The organism is Bartonella saheliensis, from assembly GCF_902162175.1.
Genome location: NZ_LR607224.1, coordinates 1 through 18,673 on the forward strand (window position 1 = coordinate 1; position 18,673 = coordinate 18,673).

Annotated in this window: 16 protein-coding genes and 1 tRNA gene; 12 read left to right on the forward strand and 5 right to left on the reverse strand. The window is 33.5% G+C overall.

Annotated features, from left to right (window positions below):
- Window positions 1–428: 428 nt before the first annotated feature.
- Window positions 429–1,742 (reverse strand): 30S ribosomal protein S12 methylthiotransferase RimO, encoded by a 1,314-nt coding sequence (gene rimO / locus FS875_RS07675; RefSeq protein WP_144755233.1) that lies wholly within the window; start codon window positions 1,740–1,742, stop codon window positions 429–431.
- 431 nt (window positions 1,743–2,173) lie between these two features.
- Complete coding sequence (gene lexA, locus FS875_RS07680) at window positions 2,174–2,887, reverse strand: transcriptional repressor LexA (RefSeq protein WP_144755236.1); 714 nt, start codon at window positions 2,885–2,887, stop codon at window positions 2,174–2,176.
- A 1,022-nt stretch (window positions 2,888–3,909) separates the two neighbouring features.
- Here lexA and FS875_RS07685 point away from each other — a divergent pair.
- The 9 genes from FS875_RS07685 (at window position 3,910) to FS875_RS07725 (ending at window position 12,962) form a co-directional block, all read left to right on the forward strand.
- A tRNA-Lys gene (locus FS875_RS07685) sits at window positions 3,910–3,985 on the forward strand.
- Between the two features lie 588 nt (window positions 3,986–4,573).
- The gene (locus FS875_RS07690; RefSeq protein ID WP_144755239.1) at window positions 4,574–5,470 is read left to right on the forward strand and encodes a septal ring lytic transglycosylase RlpA family protein; all 897 of its coding nucleotides are present in this window, start codon (window positions 4,574–4,576) and stop codon (window positions 5,468–5,470) included.
- A 933-nt stretch (window positions 5,471–6,403) separates the two neighbouring features.
- Window positions 6,404–7,567 (forward strand): D-alanyl-D-alanine carboxypeptidase family protein, encoded by a 1,164-nt coding sequence (locus tag FS875_RS07695; protein ID WP_144755242.1) that lies wholly within the window; start codon window positions 6,404–6,406, stop codon window positions 7,565–7,567.
- A 29-nt stretch (window positions 7,568–7,596) separates the two neighbouring features.
- Window positions 7,597–8,241 (forward strand): dTMP kinase, encoded by a 645-nt coding sequence (gene tmk, locus FS875_RS07700; RefSeq protein WP_144755245.1) that lies wholly within the window; start codon window positions 7,597–7,599, stop codon window positions 8,239–8,241.
- Window positions 8,238–9,284 (forward strand): DNA polymerase III subunit delta', encoded by a 1,047-nt coding sequence (locus FS875_RS07705; RefSeq protein ID WP_144755248.1) that lies wholly within the window; start codon window positions 8,238–8,240, stop codon window positions 9,282–9,284. Before tmk ends, FS875_RS07705 begins: the two co-directional genes overlap by 4 nt.
- 76 nt (window positions 9,285–9,360) lie before the next feature.
- Window positions 9,361–10,920 (forward strand): methionine--tRNA ligase, encoded by a 1,560-nt coding sequence (gene metG, locus FS875_RS07710; RefSeq protein WP_144755252.1) that lies wholly within the window; start codon window positions 9,361–9,363, stop codon window positions 10,918–10,920.
- Window positions 10,910–11,683 carry a TatD family hydrolase gene (locus tag FS875_RS07715; RefSeq protein WP_144755255.1) on the forward strand — a complete coding sequence of 258 codons (774 nt, stop codon included), beginning with the start codon at window positions 10,910–10,912 and terminating at the stop codon, window positions 11,681–11,683. Before metG ends, FS875_RS07715 begins: the two co-directional genes overlap by 11 nt.
- A gap of 10 nt (window positions 11,684–11,693) precedes the next feature.
- Window positions 11,694–12,503, forward strand: a complete 810-nt coding sequence (locus FS875_RS07720) for an MBL fold metallo-hydrolase (RefSeq protein ID WP_144755258.1) — start codon at window positions 11,694–11,696, stop codon at window positions 12,501–12,503.
- 99 nt (window positions 12,504–12,602) lie between these two features.
- Window positions 12,603–12,962: a hypothetical protein gene (locus FS875_RS07725; protein WP_144755261.1), complete on the forward strand. Its 360-nt coding sequence runs from the start codon at window positions 12,603–12,605 to the stop codon at window positions 12,960–12,962.
- A 309-nt stretch (window positions 12,963–13,271) separates the two neighbouring features.
- Here the strand turns inward: FS875_RS07725 and FS875_RS07730 are convergent, their stop codons facing one another.
- The 3 genes from FS875_RS07730 to pcsA are packed head-to-tail and all read right to left on the reverse strand — an operon-like array spanning window position 13,272 to window position 15,568.
- Entirely contained in the window at window positions 13,272–13,685 is a 414-nt protein-coding gene (locus FS875_RS07730) for a DUF6163 family protein (RefSeq protein ID WP_144755264.1), read from the reverse strand.
- Window positions 13,682–14,728, reverse strand: coding sequence for an enoyl-CoA hydratase/isomerase family protein (locus tag FS875_RS07735; RefSeq protein ID WP_144755266.1), 1,047 nt, complete (start codon window positions 14,726–14,728; stop codon window positions 13,682–13,684). Before FS875_RS07735 ends, FS875_RS07730 begins: the two co-directional genes overlap by 4 nt.
- Before the next feature lie 27 nt (window positions 14,729–14,755).
- Complete coding sequence (gene pcsA, locus FS875_RS07740) at window positions 14,756–15,568, reverse strand: phosphatidylcholine synthase (RefSeq protein WP_144755269.1); 813 nt, start codon at window positions 15,566–15,568, stop codon at window positions 14,756–14,758.
- Window positions 15,569–15,748: 180 nt separating this feature from the next.
- Here pcsA and FS875_RS07745 point away from each other — a divergent pair, with 180 nt between their 5' ends.
- From FS875_RS07745 to FS875_RS07755, 3 genes are all read left to right on the forward strand, one after another.
- Complete coding sequence (locus FS875_RS07745; protein WP_144755272.1) at window positions 15,749–16,963, forward strand: UbiH/UbiF family hydroxylase; 1,215 nt, start codon at window positions 15,749–15,751, stop codon at window positions 16,961–16,963.
- Between the two features lie 749 nt (window positions 16,964–17,712).
- Complete coding sequence (locus FS875_RS07750; RefSeq protein ID WP_144755275.1) at window positions 17,713–18,057, forward strand: hypothetical protein; 345 nt, start codon at window positions 17,713–17,715, stop codon at window positions 18,055–18,057.
- Window positions 18,050–18,391, forward strand: coding sequence for a hypothetical protein (locus FS875_RS07755; RefSeq protein ID WP_166428911.1), 342 nt, complete (start codon window positions 18,050–18,052; stop codon window positions 18,389–18,391). Before FS875_RS07750 ends, FS875_RS07755 begins: the two co-directional genes overlap by 8 nt.
- Window positions 18,392–18,673: the final 282 nt, after the last annotated feature.

Consider the following 18,673-nt stretch of genomic DNA (forward strand, 5'->3'; position numbering starts at 1 on the left):
TTCTTATTGTATTCATAAAAAAACATCCCCCCGCATATCACAAGCGGAGCTCTTGTATATATAAAAAATAATTTAAAAAGCTTCCTTTAAATAAACGATAACTATCACAATATGTCAAAATGGGGAAATAGTATAAATTATTAGTTTTCTCTTTTTAAAAGTAAAAATGAAAGAGCTTTGTAGATTTTATCTTATCCTGTTTGTGCCATAAATTACCATTATTTAGAACACTGAATCAAAATTATTTAAACTATTTGATAAAAACAAGTATTCTTAGAATGTACAGTGAGCATTCAGGGCGGGGATTGCCTATAAATTCTCATGAAGTGATTCATATAAATAATCGAGTCTTATTGTGAACCATTGCTTTTTTATAAACTAACACTGATGGAGAACTTCGTCATTGGAAATGAGAGGAAGTTCAATTTTTAAACGGCTATACCATAAAGGTCATAGGCATCTGATTGTTCGATTTTAACGGTGACAAATTCACCGATACGCAAAGGGCGTCGTGATGATATATGGACAACACCATCTATTTCTGGAGCATCATATTGACTACGTCCTTTGGCAACCCTTCCTTGACTTTCATCGATAAGGACTTGGAGTCTTTTTCCAATTTTTTTCTTTAAAAGATATGTAGAAATTTGTTGTTGTTTTGCCATAAAACGATGCCAGCGGTTTTCTTTCACATCTTCAGGAATATTTTCTAATCCCAAATCATTTGCAACGGCTCCTTTTACTTCTTCATATTTAAAGCATCCAGCACGTTCAATTTTTGCTTCTTCTAACCATTCTAGAAGCATATTAAAATCCTCATTTGTTTCACCTGGAAATCCAACAATAAATGTTGATCGTAAAGCAAGATCTGGACATATTTTTCGCCACTTTTCAATTCTACGGTTTGTTTTTTCCATAAGAGCAGGGCGCTTCATATGACGCAAAACAGTCGGTGATGCATGCTGAAAAGGTATATCCAGATAAGGAAGAATTTTTTTTGCCGCCATAAGTTCAATAACTTCATCCACATGGGGATAAGGATAAACGTAATGCATACGCACCCAAATGCCCATATCACCTAATTCGCGACAAAGATCAAAGAATTTGGTTTTGATTGTACGATCTTTCCAAGAATTTTCGAGATATTTAAGATCAATACCATAAGCACTCGTATCTTGTGAAATAACCAAGAGTTCCTTTACACCTGCTTGTACAAGTTTTTCAGCTTCACGAAGAACATCACTGATAGGACGTGAAGTAAGATCACCACGCAGTGTAGGGATGATACAAAAACTACACCTGTTAGAGCATCCTTCAGAAATCTTTAAGTAGGCGTAATGGCGAGGTGTTAAACGAATACCTTGGGGAGGAACTAAATCAAGAAAAGGATCATGAACAGGGGGAATTGCTGTATGAACAGCTTGTATAACACTTTCATAAGCTTGTGGTCCTGTAATGGCCAATACATTAGGGTATTCTTGGCGAATAACCTCAGGATCAGCACCAAGGCACCCTGTTACAATAACTTTTCCATTTTTTTTAAGAGCTTCATCAATATTGGCTAATGATTCTTTTCTGGCAGAGTCAAGAAAACCGCAGGTATTCACAATAACGACATCAGCTCCTTGATGTTGACGCGAAATTTCATATCCTTCAGAACGGAGACTTGTAATAATTCGCTCAGAATCTACAAGTGCTTTTGGGCATCCGAGAGAGACAAAACTAATACGAGGTGCTACCATGATAATCCTATAATTACTATGAACGATTGCGTTTTGCTTTTATTGACTTAAAAAGTAAGAAATATTCTTTATTTTTATAGATAACAATCTGTTACAAATTTATTTAATTTTTTTCTAGATTATTTTGTGTATGCTTACAATTTTATTTTATTACACTGTCAAATACTGTTTTGAGAGCGATGATATAAGACAGACTCCTTCAAAGCATTAAAGCTCTTTTAGAGTGCGTGATGAATATTTTAAAGCTTACTTGTCGAGCCTTAAGAAAATGAAATCCAATCGATAAAGAATTTAGATTATTTATAGACAGAATTAAGCGCATCCTTTAGCTGTAGGAAGAAAGTTAACTGCGTATGGCACAGTATCGAAAAATACTCAGTAGTTTTTTACTATATTTTATTGCGATATCCACTCCATATATAGGTTTATTTTTAATATTTGCGAATAAGCCCGGTAAGTTTACCTTGTATTTCTACACGTTCGGATTTGTATGTACGTACTTCGTAGTGAGGATTGGCGGCTTCTAATGCAATAGAGGTTCCTTTGCGTCGATAACGTTTTAATGTTGCTTCTTTTTTATCAATGAATGCGACAATAATTTCACCTGATATTGCTGTATTTTGGCGTTTCACAATAATCGTATCTTTATCAAGGATACCAGCCTCCACCATAGAATTATCTTTAACTTCTAATGCATAGTGTTCACCTGTATTAACCATATCGTGTGGAAGAGAAAGTGTACTTGTTTGTTGCAGTATAGCAGAGGCGGGCACACTCGCAGAAATACGTCCCATAATGGGGATTGTGATATTTTTTTTTTCTTCTTCCTCAAAATTCTCAAAAGTAGCTAAGTTTTTTGATATATTTCTTTTATTTTTTTCTATCATACTGGGAGAAATCTTACGTGCTAAAGAAAGGCTAAATGTTATTTTCTCAGGGAGTCGAATCACCTCTACTGCACGAGCACGATTGGGTAAACGACGTATAAAACCTCGTTGTTCTAAGGCTATAATGAGCTTATGAATGCCAGACTTTGAAGAAAGTTCTAAAGCATTTTTCATTTCTTCAAAAGAAGGGGGAACACCTGTTTCTTTTACATGATTGTGAATAAACAAGAGGAGCTCATATTGTTTACATGTCAGCATTCAATGTTCCAATCAAAAGAATAAAAAAGATCACAGTAAAAAATACGTGTATATATAATAATTCTAATTTTTTTCGCTAAATAAAAATTATTTTCTTTAATTTTTGATCTTATAAGTGAAGTTAATTAGGAAACATGTTTATTTATAGACATATTTAATATATGATAAGTATGAAGTTTACTTTAATAAAGTTATTATAATATTATTTATATATTATAAAACTATACTAATATTAAGCGATATATAAAAAATATTTTATAGCTCCGACTGAATTATTCAATACCTAATTTTTATGATCAATGTTATTCTTCTATTTTATAGATCTACGTTTTTTATAATTTTCTCATATAAAAAGTTAAATAAAATACATTCTTTTAATAGCGTAACGGATCACTTTATGTATATTTAGAATCATTTTGTATATTGTCTGTGTTTTTTTATTATTTAGTCAAATTATCTACAACCACAATAATGAGCATAATTTAGAGTCATGTCAGATATTTTCAATGAGACTAAATTTTTTTGTTTCACATCTGCTTATATTCTATAAAATAGCTGGCTTTCGTTATAGAATCATCATGCCTGAATGAAAACCACTTCTTCAAAATTCCATTGTTGCTCATTCGCATATTTATTAAAAAAAGATATCTTTCAATGTGCTCACTTTCTTCAAAATGATCTTGTAAATAACATAAAATCTATTGGGCAACGCTATCTTCACATCTCAAAAGTTTACACTACCATATTATTTTTCCACCCCTCATATTATGATAATTTCTGCTTATTGAAAGAAAATACAAAAGGCATTTTTATTGTTAGATTATTTTTGTATTGAGATTTCAAAAAGAAGATCAAAGAGCAACTCTACAATGACGAAGAAAGGAAAAAAACGAAAAATTATTGATAACTAGAAAAAATAATAATATTTTTTTCCAAAAAGTGTTGACCAAATGAAAAGTCAACCGTATGTTCCCTTCACTTTCTACAAACTAGATAGTCTGCAAACTAAATAGCTTGTGTGAGAGCGCGTAGCTCAGCTGGTAGAGCAACTGACTTTTAATCAGTAGGTCCAGGGTTCGAATCCCTGCGCGCTCACCAAATTTATATGATATGGATAAGCTATACAGAAGTTTGAGAATCTTTATTACTTTGGTTCTTTTTAGTTTTTTGTCTGCGCTAATCTTTTTTGGAATTTTTTTATTGATTCTATAGCCAATCCTTTTCTATCAGCTGTTTTGCCATAGAGTGCTCCTCTGCCCAATTCGAAAGTACTTTAAAGCTTGTGATATAATTACACCTGCGCTGATAGTGTGTATGGCTAATGGCTATGTGTTTTCATAATTCATAGGCTGTTTTAATACCTGCTGTATAGCATGAAATAAGTTGGTAAAATCGTCATACTTACTTACAGTTTGTATTTATTCACAGCTTATCTTATAAAATAGATTTTTTATAACATATTGATTTAATTTATTTTTATTTTTTAACACCTTTATATAGCGCATTTATTTCTTATGACAATCACAAAATGGTTAACAATATGTTAATTTTTTGATAAAAGAAGCGAATTCAAGGATGGTATATGCGCGAGGGATATCATTTAAAAACGTGAATTCTTCTCTCGCGTGCAAGAAGCGTGACGTGGTTTTTACAGTAGTACTTAACAAAAGTAAGTGGACTGAATAGATGCCTTCAAATAGTAAAAAGAAATTTACTTCTATTATCAAATCAACATTTCAATTGTTTTCTATGATCGTTGTTTCTCAATCATTGGTGTCTTGTTGCTCAAGTGAAACCGCGCATTTTTCAATAAAAGATTTCTATCATAATAAACCAATTAACGTAAATACTGCTGTTCTGCCGAAACAAATATCCAATAATAAAAATCAATCAGAAGCCAAAAAACGTGGGCGGGCGATTGTTGGTAAACCTTACCAGATAAAAGGAAAGTGGTATTATCCTGAAAATGATCCAACGTATGCACGTGTTGGCGAAGCATCATGGTATGGTTCAGATTTTCATGGGCGTTTAACGGCAAACGGTGAAATTTATGACATGAATCTTCTGACTGCTGCCCATCCTACAATGCCTTTGCCCAGCTATGCTCGTGTTACGAATTTGAAAAATGGTTCTTCTCTCATTGTCAGAGTGAATGATCGTGGACCTTTTATGAAAGACCGTATCATTGATTTATCAAAGCAAGCTGCGACAATACTTGGTTATGTCGATAGGGGGGTCGCAGATGTTAAAGTAGAATATATTGCTGAAGCACCTATTGGCTATTATGATGGTGCATATTTAATGGCATCTTATACTCCTGGAAATGCTGCTTCATATTCATTAGCCTCAGAAAACGTTTCGAAAAAAAGAGAAACTGTTTTGTTCAAGGAGCGCAATATAGAAAACAAAGAAGAATTAGCTAAAGCAGCTTCTGTTTCACAGGAGCAACGCAATAAAACTGTTGCAGTGAAATTACCGGAAATTGGCCCTATCATGGTTAATAAGCCAGAGCCATTTGATCAAGTTGCTTCTGTAAATAAGCTTAATAAAAGAACAAAGCTTAATTGGCTACAATTGTTTTAAGAAAAATGTGTTGATTTTTAATCGATATCATTTTCAAATAAAAAGTATTTAAAAAGAGTAAGAGTGTTATTATTAATAATCTAATGCATCTCTCTGGTCCATTGCCAGCCTTTTTGGGGTTCATGACAGTGCTTACTCATAAAAACACATACTTTTTCTGCGGTGACAGCTTTTACCAAATAATAAAGGTAAGCGGATTGCATGAATCTGTTGGTGTAATCTCTGAAATGATTACACAATCTAATTGGGAAGAATATAAAACCTAAAAAGCAAAAAATATTCCCTTTTGATTTGATTTTGCAGACTTCGATAGCATAAAAGGTATAATATCTTATGAAGAGATTACGCATTGCCTCATGCTTTTTTACTGATTTCTTAATGGAGTAACTCCCTTCACTTAAACTAAATTTTTCAAACAAAATACTCTTTTTGCGTTATCAATTCACACGTGCTCGTTTTAAGGAGACATATCTGGCTCTCAAATCTATTTTATGACAGCATTTGTGAAGAGGAGAACTGTTAAAGCCATTAGGCATGCCCCTTCTTTACACGTATGAATCTATAAACGAAATACCATCATATATTTTGTAAAGCTCTTATGTTTTGCAATAATCCTTGGCAGTTGAGAGATTTATAAAAAGTACTTTTACTCTCTCTTTAATACTCTTCATCTCTATACTAACCCTACTTATGGAGGGTAAAAGAGTGATTTTAATTGATTCAAAAAAGAAAAGCTCAAGAGAGAATTTTACAATATTTTGCTCAGCTTTAAGCTTAAAAAGTGATTATTTGTCATAAATAAATTAATATCCTACCAATGAAAAAGATAAAATCTTTTCTTGAGTTGCCAATAATCTCTCAATTTACAGAAATAAAAGAGTTTTTTCCTATATAACAATTCATTATATTGATTTTGGGATGGGAGGAGCGGCTATGTGTATAACATTAAGGATCTTATTGATCTTATGGGGAATATTAGCATTTAGCTCGTGGGGGAGAACACAGGATTTTCAAACTTCTGCCTCACAAGTTTTGTTACTTGATGATGATACAGAAACAATACTTTATGAAAAACAAAGTGATATTCCTTTTTTTCCTGCTTCATTAGCAAAATTAATGACAGCGGAAGTCGTCTTTCATCAATTAAAGGAGGGATTGTTAAAAAATACCCAAAAATTCAAGGTTAGTGAAAATGCTTGGCGCAAGGGTGGGGCACCTTCCGGTACAACCACTATGTTTGCAAAAATAAAGACAGAAATCAGTGTTTCTGATCTTTTACGTGGTTTAATTATTATGAATGGAAATGATGCTGCTATTATCCTTGCTGAAGGAATATCTGGAGATGAGTCTCATTTTGCAAAACTGATGAATCAGCGCGCTAAAATAATTGGATTATCTGAAAGCCATTTTGTTAATGCAACAGGGTTTCCCGAAGAGGGACAATTTGTAACAGTGCGCGATATGATTACATTAGCGCGTTATATTGCTCAGGAATATCCAGATTATTATACACTTTATCGTGAGCCTCATTTTACGTGGAATAATATTTTTCAACGAAATAAAAACCCTCTTATTTCTAAGGAAATAGGTGTAGAAGGATTTGGTTTTGGCTATAGTGAAAAAGAAGGATTTTCAATGGTTGCCACCATTTATAAAAATCATCGGCGTCTTTTTTTAGCAATCAATGGTTTGCAAGATGGTAAAAAACATACAAAGGAAATAGAACGTATTCTTCAATGGGGAATGACAGCTTTTGATCTCAAAACGATTTTTACAAAGGAAAAAACGGTTGGTCGTGCTTCTGTTTATGGCGGGAAAGAAAATTTTGTTCCACTTATTGTTAAAAAGCCGATAAACTTTATGCTTTCCAATGAAAAAGAAGTCAATGTTAAAGCAAAAGTTAAATATCATGGTCCATTAAAAGCGCCCATCGTTTCAGGCCAATTAGTTGGAGTTATTCAAATTTTAGAAGATAAAAAGGTTCTTTTGGAAAAACCAGTTTTTGCTGGTGAAAATGTTCAGGAAGGAAGTTTCTTTACAAAAGTAAAAGATGCATTCTATGAAATAACAATTGGATGGTTACGGAAATATTTATAGTTACGCACTAATAAGATTAAGGTTTATACGTGTCAGGTTATTTTATCACATTCGAAGGAGGGGACGGGGTAGGAAAAACAGTGCAGATTTCTTTACTTGCTGAATATCTCTCTCGCCAAGGTTATGATGTTGTTACAACACGAGAACCAGGAGGCACACCAGGAGCAGAAGCAATCCGGCACATTTTATTATCAGGGCAGGCACAACAATATGGACCGTTGATTGAAGCTGTTTTGTTTACAGCAGCACGCGCCGATCATGTGACCGAGATTATTGCCCCTTCTTTGCAAAAAGGTAAAATCGTTTTATGTGATCGCTTTATTGATTCTACACGCGTTTATCAAGGACTTAATGAAACTGTCAATTCTTCTCTTCTTTCTGTTTTAGAGTGTGTTGCACTCAATGATATCATGCCTCATTTAACATTTTTATTAGATATGCCAGCAGCATGTGCTATAAAGCGTGCAAATTTGCGAAGAAACAAAACAGAAGTAATCGATTATTTTGAAAAAGATCAGTTGGAAATTCAAGAACAAAGGCGTCAAGCTTTTCTTCAATTGGCCAAGCAAGAGCCACTGAGATTTCGCGTTATTGATGCGACTGGCTCAGTAGCAGTTGTTGCGAATCAAATAAAAAATTTTTGTCATCAGATATTGTTGGATCAATTTTCATGAATGATGTCATAAATATCTTACGTCAATATGATGATATTGATACAATTTTATCTCCGTCCCAGAATAATGTTATTTTTGGTCATGAGGATGTTCGTCACTTTTTGACACAAATGCTTAAAGAAGGGCGTTTACATCATGCGTTATTATTTGAAGGAGAATATGGAATTGGAAAAGCGACATTAGCGTTTCATCTTGCTTGGAATATTTTAAGTTCTCAAAAGGAAAATTTTCTAAACCCCGATCTTCATTCTATTTCATGGCGCCAAATTACACAGGGGAGTCATCCTGGTCTGTTGTATATTTCACGTCGATTTGATGTAAAAACACAAAAGTTTAAAACAGGAATACTCATTGATGATATCCGTGATGTTATGCATTTTTTAAGCAGAACATCGCAAGATAATGGATGGCGTATTGTTATTATTGATTCTGCAGACGATATGAATAGAAATGCAGCCAATGCAATTCTTAAAATACTTGAAGAACCTCCTGCAAAAACTCTCTTTATTATTATTGCGCATTCTTTAGGAAAATTGCTTCCAACCATTCATTCACGGTGTCAAAAAATTTCTTTTCGCCCACTCAATCATGATGAAATGAAAAAAGCCATTACACATATTTTCAGTAATCAGGATTTACCTGATGAAAAAACGATTGAAATGATTATTAAAAAATCCAAAGGAAGTCCTCGAAAAGCGGCTTTACTTATTTGCCACGGTGGTCTTGAAATTATTAAAACAATTGATGCTCTCCTAGAACAGCCTGTTTGTAACGCAACGATTATACACACGCTTGCTCAAACATTTTCATCTGTTTCTTCTCCATTCCAATTTCAACAATTTTGTGATGAAATTCTTGATAAAATTCAACAAAAAGCTATCACGCTCGTTGAAAAAGGAAATTTATTTCTCTCAAAAAAATATGCGCAAAAATGGCAAGAGATTCATCAAGAAATAGAGGAAATACAATTGTTTAATCTCGATAAAAAGCAATTTGTTATTAACTTACTTTTTAGAGTTCATAATATCATTCATGAGGTTTAGTTTTTCCGTGACAATGTGATAAACAGGCGTTATGTCATTATATCTTTTATTTATAGCGTTTTACAACGAGTATGACATGCGTGACACATATTACATAACAACTCCTATTTTTTATCCCAATGGTAATCCGCATATTGGGCATGCCTATAGTGCCATTGCAAGTGATGTCTTAGCCCGCTTTCAACGATTAAACGGAAAAAATGTATTTTTTCTTTCTGGTACAGATGAGCATGGTTTAAAGATGCAACAAACCGCAGCAACATTAGGCATGACACCGCAGCAGCTTGCAGATCGTAATAGTGCTGTGTTTCAAAAAATGCTTGCGGTATTAAATTGTTCTAACGATGATTTCATCCGCACGACAGAAGAGCGCCATTCTCAAACGTGTCAAGAAATTTGGAAAAAGATGGAAGAGAATGGCGATATTTATCTTGGCCGTTATAAGGGGTGGTATTCGGTTCGCCAAGAGGCCTATTATGAAGAGAAAGACACGGAAATTGGACCCGATAATATTCGTCGCGAGAAAGAATTAGGCTCTCCTGTTGAATGGAATGAAGAAGAAAGTTATTTTTTTAAACTTTCTCGTTATGAAAAGGCGCTTCTTGAATATTATGAAAAGCATCCTGATTTTATTGCTCCCTTCGAGCGACGTAATGAAATTATAAGTTTTATCAAATCGGGTTTAAAAGATATTTCTATTTCACGGGCAAATTTTAATTGGGGAGTTGCTGTTCCTGATAATCCCAAACACGTGATGTATGTTTGGGTTGATGCGCTTACAAATTATCTATCAGCAATTGATTTTTTTAATAAAGATTCAAAAAAACGTGATTTTTGGCCTGCAAATACGCATATTATTGGTAAGGATATTATTCGTTTCCATGCGGTCTATTGGCCAGCATTTTTAATGTCTGCTGGAGTTGAATTACCTAAAAATATTTTTGCACATGGTTTTTTACTTAATCGTGGTGCAAAAATGTCAAAATCTGTTGGAAATGTCGTTGATCCTTTTGAAATGGTTGATCATTATGGTCTTGATCAGGTTCGTTATTTTCTGCTTCGTGAAGTGCCTTTTGGGCATGATGGTAGTTATAACCATGAAAGCCTTGTGAGCCGTATTAATGCCGATCTTGCTAATGATCTTGGTAATTTAGCACAGCGTTCCTTATCTATGATTGCCAAAAACTGTGATGCAAAGGTTCCTAAACCCGCTGCATTTTTAGTTCAAGATAAACAGCTTTTAGAACAATCTCTTCAAGTGCTTGAAACTGTACATCAAGCAATGTCTTCTCATAGTATGCATTTAGCCCTTTCAGCTATTTTTTCACTTGTAGCAGATGCTAATCGCTATTTTGCCAACGAACAGCCTTGGAATTTACGAAAGAATGATCAAGAGCGGTTTTCTACAGTTCTTTATATAACGATCGAAATTTTGCGACGAATAGGAATTATGCTTTTGCCTTTCATTCCCCAATCAGCAACAAAACTTCTTGATAGTCTTGCGGTTGCTGAAGATGATCGGTTGTTGTATCATATAAGTCATACAAACATTCAAGAAGGGCTTGATCTTCCACCACCAGAACCGATTTTCCCTCGTTATGTCTTGAAGAAAGAAGATTCTCATCATGCTCATTGATACACATTGTCATCTTGATTTTGAAGATTTTTCACAGGATTTGGATAATGTTATCCAACGGGCTTTTGATTCTGACGTTAGACGTATGATCACAATTTCAACTCATGTTCGTAAGTTAGATAAACTGTTATCTATTGCGCAAAGCTATGAGCAAGTCTTTTGTTCCGTTGGAACCCATCCTAATCATGCACATGAAGAACAAGATATTACAGCCAAAGAGCTTATACAACTCTCAAGACATCCTAAAGTTGTTGCATTTGGGGAAGGGGGGCTTGATTACCATTATGATTATTCTACACCAGAAGAGCAAAAGAAAGTATTCCAAGAACATATCATTGCTTCTCGAGAAACACAGATTCCTCTTGTTATACATTCGCGCAATGCGGATATCGATATGGAAAAAATTTTACGCGAACAGATGAAGCAAGGGGCTTTCCCCTTTATTCTTCATTGTTATTCGTCTGGAATGCAGCTTGCTCGTACTGGCATTGAACTTGGGGGTTATATTTCTTTTTCAGGTATTCTTACTTTTAAAAATGCTTTTGAAATCCGTGAAATAGCAAAAATTGTGCCCCATGAGCGGTTGCTGGTGGAAACAGATGCACCATTTTTAGCCCCCACTCCTCACCGGGGAAAAACCAATGAACCATCTTTTGTATGTTATACAGCAGCTATTTTAGCTGAAACAATTGGTTTAAGCATTGAAGAAACAGCTCAAATAACAACCCGGAATGCTTTTCGTTTATTTAGAAAAATGAAATAAGGCAAAAGCTATGTGCGATCAGTACCGATTTACGATATTAGGTTGTGGTCCTTCTCCAGGGGTTCCACGCCCTAATGGTGATTGGGGAACATGTGATCCGAATAACCCTAAAAATAAACGCTACAGAAGTTCTTTATTAATTGAACGCATTAAACCATCAGGAGAGAAAACAACGATCGTTGTTGATACTGGTCCAGATTTTAGATCACAAATGATCGATGCGCGTGTAAGTCATCTTGATGCTGCTCTTTATACGCATTCTCATGCAGATCATATCCACGGTATTGATGATTTACGCAGCTATGCCCTTGCACAAAAATGTTTAATCGATATCTATGCAGACAGTTTTACACTAAAGCATCTCAAAAATGCTTTCGGATATTGTTTTCAAACACCAAAAGATTCCTCTTATTCACCTATCTTAAAAGAGCATCTTATCGATGAAGATAGCCAATTTATTATTCAGGGGAAGGGGGGGGCAATAAGCGTCAATACGCATTTACAATACCACGGAAATATTCATTCCTTAGGTTTTCGTATTGGAAATGTTGCCTATTGTACAGATGTTAGTGAATTTCCTGAAAAAACAGTATCCAAATTAATGGATTTGGATGTTCTTATTATTGAAGCTCTTCAATTTAAACCTCATCCGAGTCATTTTTCTGTTGACCAAGCATTACAGTGGATAGAATATTTAAAACCAAAACAAGCCATACTTACACATATGGACAGATCGCTAGATTATAATGATGTTGTTAATTACGTCCCACCTTATGTAAAACCAGCACATCAAGGTCTTACTTTTGAAACAGAAGCATAAGCTTATTTAACGCCATACTCTACATTTTAAAAATTATCCTTTATTTTGTTTTATTTTTGTCGTAATTGGTGCTTTTTTATGTCAAAAGTGAGGTTTTTTATGCATAAGAGTTTTAAGCGGGGAATATGTCTTGTGGCTTTAGCGGTTTCCTTGACAGCATGTGGGGGGCGTTTAGAAAAAAATATTTCAGTTACAACAATACACGATGGAGCAATGAGTTGCGCTGATATTCAACGAGAATTTTATGCAAATAAACGTCAGATTAATGACACTATTATAGAGCGTTCTAAAGCAAGAGGTAAAAATGTAGCTCTAGCAGCAACAGGTGTTATATTTTTACCTGCTTTGTTTTTTATAGATGCAAAATCAAATGAAAGTAATGAAATTGCAGCTTTAAATAATCGTAATGCTGTTTTGAGTGATCTTGCACGTATAAAACGTTGTAAAATAGCGCAATAATTTTTCTGATTTATAATACGTATAATTATATTGGTCTTTAAGGTATATGCCTTAAAGACCAATAAGAGGCGTGTTTTCTCCAAATCTTCCATGATTTTTAGGGCGAGGATGTATGTTTTAAAGTAGAGTTTATGGTGTTTTCATTGAAGTCTTTATTTTTTTCACTAAATTATCGCATAATATATATTATGGAACTTTTTGTGAGTACGTCTTATAATTCAGAATGAATAACCATTTTTAGCGCGTATCTTTTATAATTTTAGTTAGATTGAAAAACGATGCTGTTTTATTCTGGCTCGAAAGTTTCAATCATAATCGTTTCTTATTTTTTATTCTTTCAAAAAAAATCATCATAATTCGTAGGATCACAAAGACTAAAAATAATATCCCATGAAATAATGGTAGAAATGGTTGATAAATAAAATTGGAATAATAGATTGTTATTATTTCAATCAATACTGCACTACACCATAAAATAATGCCCCATAATGAATACATCCAAAGTCCAATCAAGGCAATAGGATAGAGAATAGCCAATATTGCTGATGCAAGTTGCCACTGCCAAGGCATAAGATCAAAACGCCATAAAATGCCTGGAAAGACACCAACTAGGCGTATCCAATAAAAAATACTCAAGCTCAAGCAAATAAATGCCAAAAATCGTAAATAACAGTTATAAATTAGGTTGATTTTTGAAATCCGTTTGTGTGAATTATTTTTCACAATAATAACTCTTGTTCAATAGGTTGGAAATAAGCCTCGACCATTTCATCTGTTACATTTAAAAGTTTATCTGGCTGCCATTTGGGTGTTTTGTCCTTATCGATTAACATAGCACGTATCCCTTCATGAAAATCATGTGCATTAATCATATGATGTGCAATACGGTTTTCAATTTTCATACAATCTTCCAAAGTTCGAGGTGTATTTTGTTTCATTTGTTTCCAGATGACTTTTAAACTTATCGGAGAACGTGACTGCAAAATATCATAACATTCTTTAGCAAATAAAATACCTTCATTACTTTTTTTATGAAGCAATTCAAGGCATTCTTCTAATGTCTGAGCACTAAAACAAGTGTTAACAATACAGCGTATTTCATGACTCGTTTCATAGTCCTTTGTAATTGCGTGTTCATTTAAAGCTAAAGCAGGATCTCCTTGCTCAATAACTGCTTTCCTAATCATATCGAACTTAACTTCAGGAACAGCATGTGTTGCTAATCCTAAATTTAAACAATCTCCCCATTTTATACTTGCACCGGTCAATGCAAGATAAATACCAAAATAATTGGGAAGAGATGGTAAGAAAAAACCTGCACCAACATCTGGAAAAAATCCAATCGCAGCTTCTGGCATAGCAAAAACTGTATTTTCTGTAACAATTCGATGGGAACCATACAGAGAAATACCCACCCCTCCTCCCATCCAAATACCATTTAAAAAAGAAATATAAGGCTTTGGAAAACGTTTAATATAAGCATTTAAGCTATATTCCTCTCTAAAATATTGATAAGCAGAGACACTTTTCCCCATATGATAGATTTCTACAACATCTCCACCAGCACAAAAAGCACGTCCCTCTCCTTCAATTAAGACACATAAAACATCACTATCCGTTTCCCACGTCTTGAGAGCTTTTTTTAAAGCGGAAACCATTCGCCCATTAAGAGCGTTTAATGCTAAAGGGCGTGTGAGCTTTATAATACCAGCATACCCTTCTTTCGTAAAAGAGATATCATTATCTGCTCCAAAATCAATTCTCATTTCACACCTTATTTTAAAACAATTAATCTATTGTTTTTTTATATTTTTTATCCCAAGTTGGGGGAATATTTGCATGATCGCGCCAATACAATATATATAAATCCCTGTTATTGAAATTCCTATTTTAACCCAATATGGAGCCTCTAATTGATAAAAGAAAGCCACAACACCAAAGAAACACCATAAGAGAAAAATTGGAAAATTAATTTTTCGTAAACGACAAACTCTTACAGGATGGATAAAATAAATTGGTAAGAAAGATATAATGGCCGATAAAACAATAATAATAAAGGTTATCCACTCCTCTGGCCTCACGACAAAAAGTGTAAAAACCATCATATTCCAAACAACAGGAAATCCTTTAAAAAAGTTTTCTTTGGTTTTCATACCCGTATCAGCATAATAAATAGCTGATGAAATAACAATGATTGCACTCAATGAAAACGATAATCCTACCCCCATAAAACCACTTTGATAGAGGGCAAAAGCAGGAATTAAAACATAAGTTACGTAATCAATGATATTATCTAACAACTCTCCAGACCATGTTGGAAGTACATATTTAACATCAAGTTTGCGTGCAATGGGTCCATCTATACCATCAACAAGAAGTGCAAGCCCAAGCCAACAGAACATAGCTGTCCATTCTTTTTGAGAAGCGGATATAAGAGAAAGAAATGCTAAAAATGATCCCGAAGCTGTTAGTAAGTGAACAGAAAAAGCCTTTGCTTGTGGCATTGTTACTTTTTTATGGCGTAATAATTTAGCATTTGTTTTGATTTTTTTTGTTAGTTTACGTTTCAAGGTTTTCTCATCCTCGTTTTTACAGTCTTCATCGATCTACCAATACGCCATTTTTATCCGTGATATGAATCAGCATAAAAAAATCATAAAAAGGTTACTTTTTTATATCGCATTATTTATTACATAATATAATAGAAGAGCTTCATACAATAAAAAGAGAGCAATCATTTAGAAATGTTAAAATATTTGCTCTATTGAGGAAAGGCTCAACTTATTGTGATACTTGAAAAAAAAGAATATAAAGCTATTACTGTTATTGGTGCAGGCCCTGTCGGGATGTTAGCCGCATTAAGACTTGCGCATAAGGGTTTTTTTGTTTTCCTTGTTGGCCCCCCTGCTCATACAGATGAGTTACGGACAACAGCTCTTATGATGCCTGCAATACGTACGCTCCAAAAACTTAATATTTGGAATAGTCTTCAAAAACAAGCTGCAGCTTTATCGTACATGAGAATTATCGATATAACTTCTAGGATTGTGCGTGCGCCTACAGTACATTTTTCTTCTGCTGAAATTGGTGAAAAAGCTTTTGGATATAATATACCCAATGTAGAATTGAACTCTGCTTTAGTTGATGCTGTTGCACAGATGCCTAATATTAAAAGATTTGTTTCTGAAGCTAAATCTTTTCATCACACGAAAAACCATGTATCTATTACTCTTGCTGATGATAGAGTTATTCAAGCACCCCTTGTTATTGCTGCTGATGGGCGCCACTCTCTTGCCCGTGCTGCAGCAGGAATAACTGTCAAACAGTGGAACTATCCACAAAAAGCTCTTGTTCTCAATTTTTCTCATGAATTTTCTCATCAAAATACATCAACTGAATTTCATACAGAACATGGTCCATTTACACAGGTTCCACTCCCTGGACAAAGATCCAGTCTTGTATGGGTTGTTCACCCTTCTCGTGCTGAAGAATTATTGAATATAGAATCAAAAGAAATTACAAAAATAATCGAAAATCAAATGCAATCAATGCTTGGAACACTAACCTTAGAAACATCAATTCAAGCATGGCCGCTTTCAGGGCTTCTCGCTCATCATTTTGCTGCAAATCGAACGATTTTAGTGGGCGAATCTGCTCATGTTTTTCCCCCTATTGGAGCCCAGGGACTAAATTTAGGATTCCGTGATGTTCAAACTTTGATTGATATTTTGCCCAATCAAATATCCGATTCTAACTCTGAAATGATTGTTACACAATATAACCAATATCGCAAACCAGATATATTAATCCGTAGTGGAGCTGTTCATACCCTCAACTCTGCTTTACTTTCTCATATGTTGCCTGTTCATATCATGCGCAGTATTGGCCTTGGTCTATTACATCATTGCTCACCATTACGTAATTTATTTATGCGCGAAGGTATGTATCCCGGTTACGGCTTCAAGAAAATGATGTCAATATTTCCTGACAAAATCACCTAAATAACTCTATTGAGAAATAAGAGATAATAGCTAAAAATAAATGCTAATTTTGTATCTTACATACTCATGTAGAATAAAAAATAATAATAACTATATAACCTATAAATAACCAAACAAATAGTTATTTATGATAATGAACTTTGTAAGTAAATTTATTAGTGAATAACATAATATCATAGTATAGAATAAAATTTAATTAATTCTTTAATAAATAAACATAATTCAAAGCCTCTTTAACAGTTTTATAAAATTCATACTAGAGTGTTTATTCTATCAATTTACGTTCTTGTTTTAAAACAACCTCCTGCATTTAAACTCATTTTTCGCAGTGGTATCTGTATTAATAATATAAATAGAAAACGATAAACTCTATTATTTTTACGTTTATAAAGGTGGTAAATCTGAATGTATATTTCAGGACTGTTTGTCATCCTTTAACGTTTTAGAGCCCCTTTATATTTAAGACCGTTTTTAAGTAACATTTTATTCCTCCTTTACTTATACGCCAGATTTTCTAAGTTATTTATAATAATATATGTATAATTAATATTTATACATCTCACATTATCTAATAAATTACTATATATTTATTAAATATAAGATTTATAGCTAAAAAATAATAAAAAAATTTATTTAATCAATAAATTTTCAATTTTTTTATTAAGTATAATATTAAAAATAAAATTATCTTGGGAACCAGTTAGCAATACAACGGTTAATGAAGTATTGTTTCAACAGAGAGTGACAAGATGAAACTACCTAACATTTTGAAATTAAGTATTTTTTTTATGATGATTGTATATGTTTTATTGATCGTCACTACTTCAATCAGTGAAGTTTTTCATCTTCCTTATTGTCAAAATTTTACCTATAGCTCTAGTCAAAATGTCACTAAAATAGGTCAAAATTCATTTACTGCCTCACAAATTAAAAATTGTCTTATGCAAAATGGTTTTGAAAACATTAAACGATTGCGTCTAGATGACAAAGGTATCTGGCGTGCTTTAGTAAAATTTAAAAAGTCCCATTTTTTCGTGTCCGTTGACTATTCAGGAACAGTTAGCATACAAAATGAAAGAAAAAAATATGATTAAGTTTAAAACTTACAGTAACGTTTTTATTCATCCTTGTAAAAAACTTTTTTTCAAAAAGTGCTATCATTCTATTAAAGAATTTGCTTTCATTGGCGGTTTAAATGGTAGCATATCAGGAGCAATCGCAGCAACTCTTGCTGCTTATGGTTATATTGCTCTTCCAGGATTTGGTCCACTCATTGCAATGGGTATAGGAGTAGCACTTTCTGCCGGAACGGTAATAGGAACACTGATAGGATTCGGAATGGGAGTGGGGGTTGGTATATGCTGTATTTTATGGGAAATTTATATCAATCATAGTAGTTTCTTCTCTTATAAGTTTGACAATGAATAGAAAGCTATTGTTGTTTTTTTATGAACAGAACATTAAAACATCAACAAATTATATGCTTTGTTTTTTTCTGAAACGATTATCATATTATTAGCTAACTTATTAAAATTGCTTAGTTAATATTCTTAACATATCTCAAAAAAAATTTTTTAAGTATCCCTTGAAGAAAGGTAAGCGAGACATAATTACCCACCTATAAAAGCTACATTTTTATAGATCAAAAAACAAAAATTGTGTTCAAAAATATACTTTAATTTATTTATTCTTTATAAGAGCTAATACTTC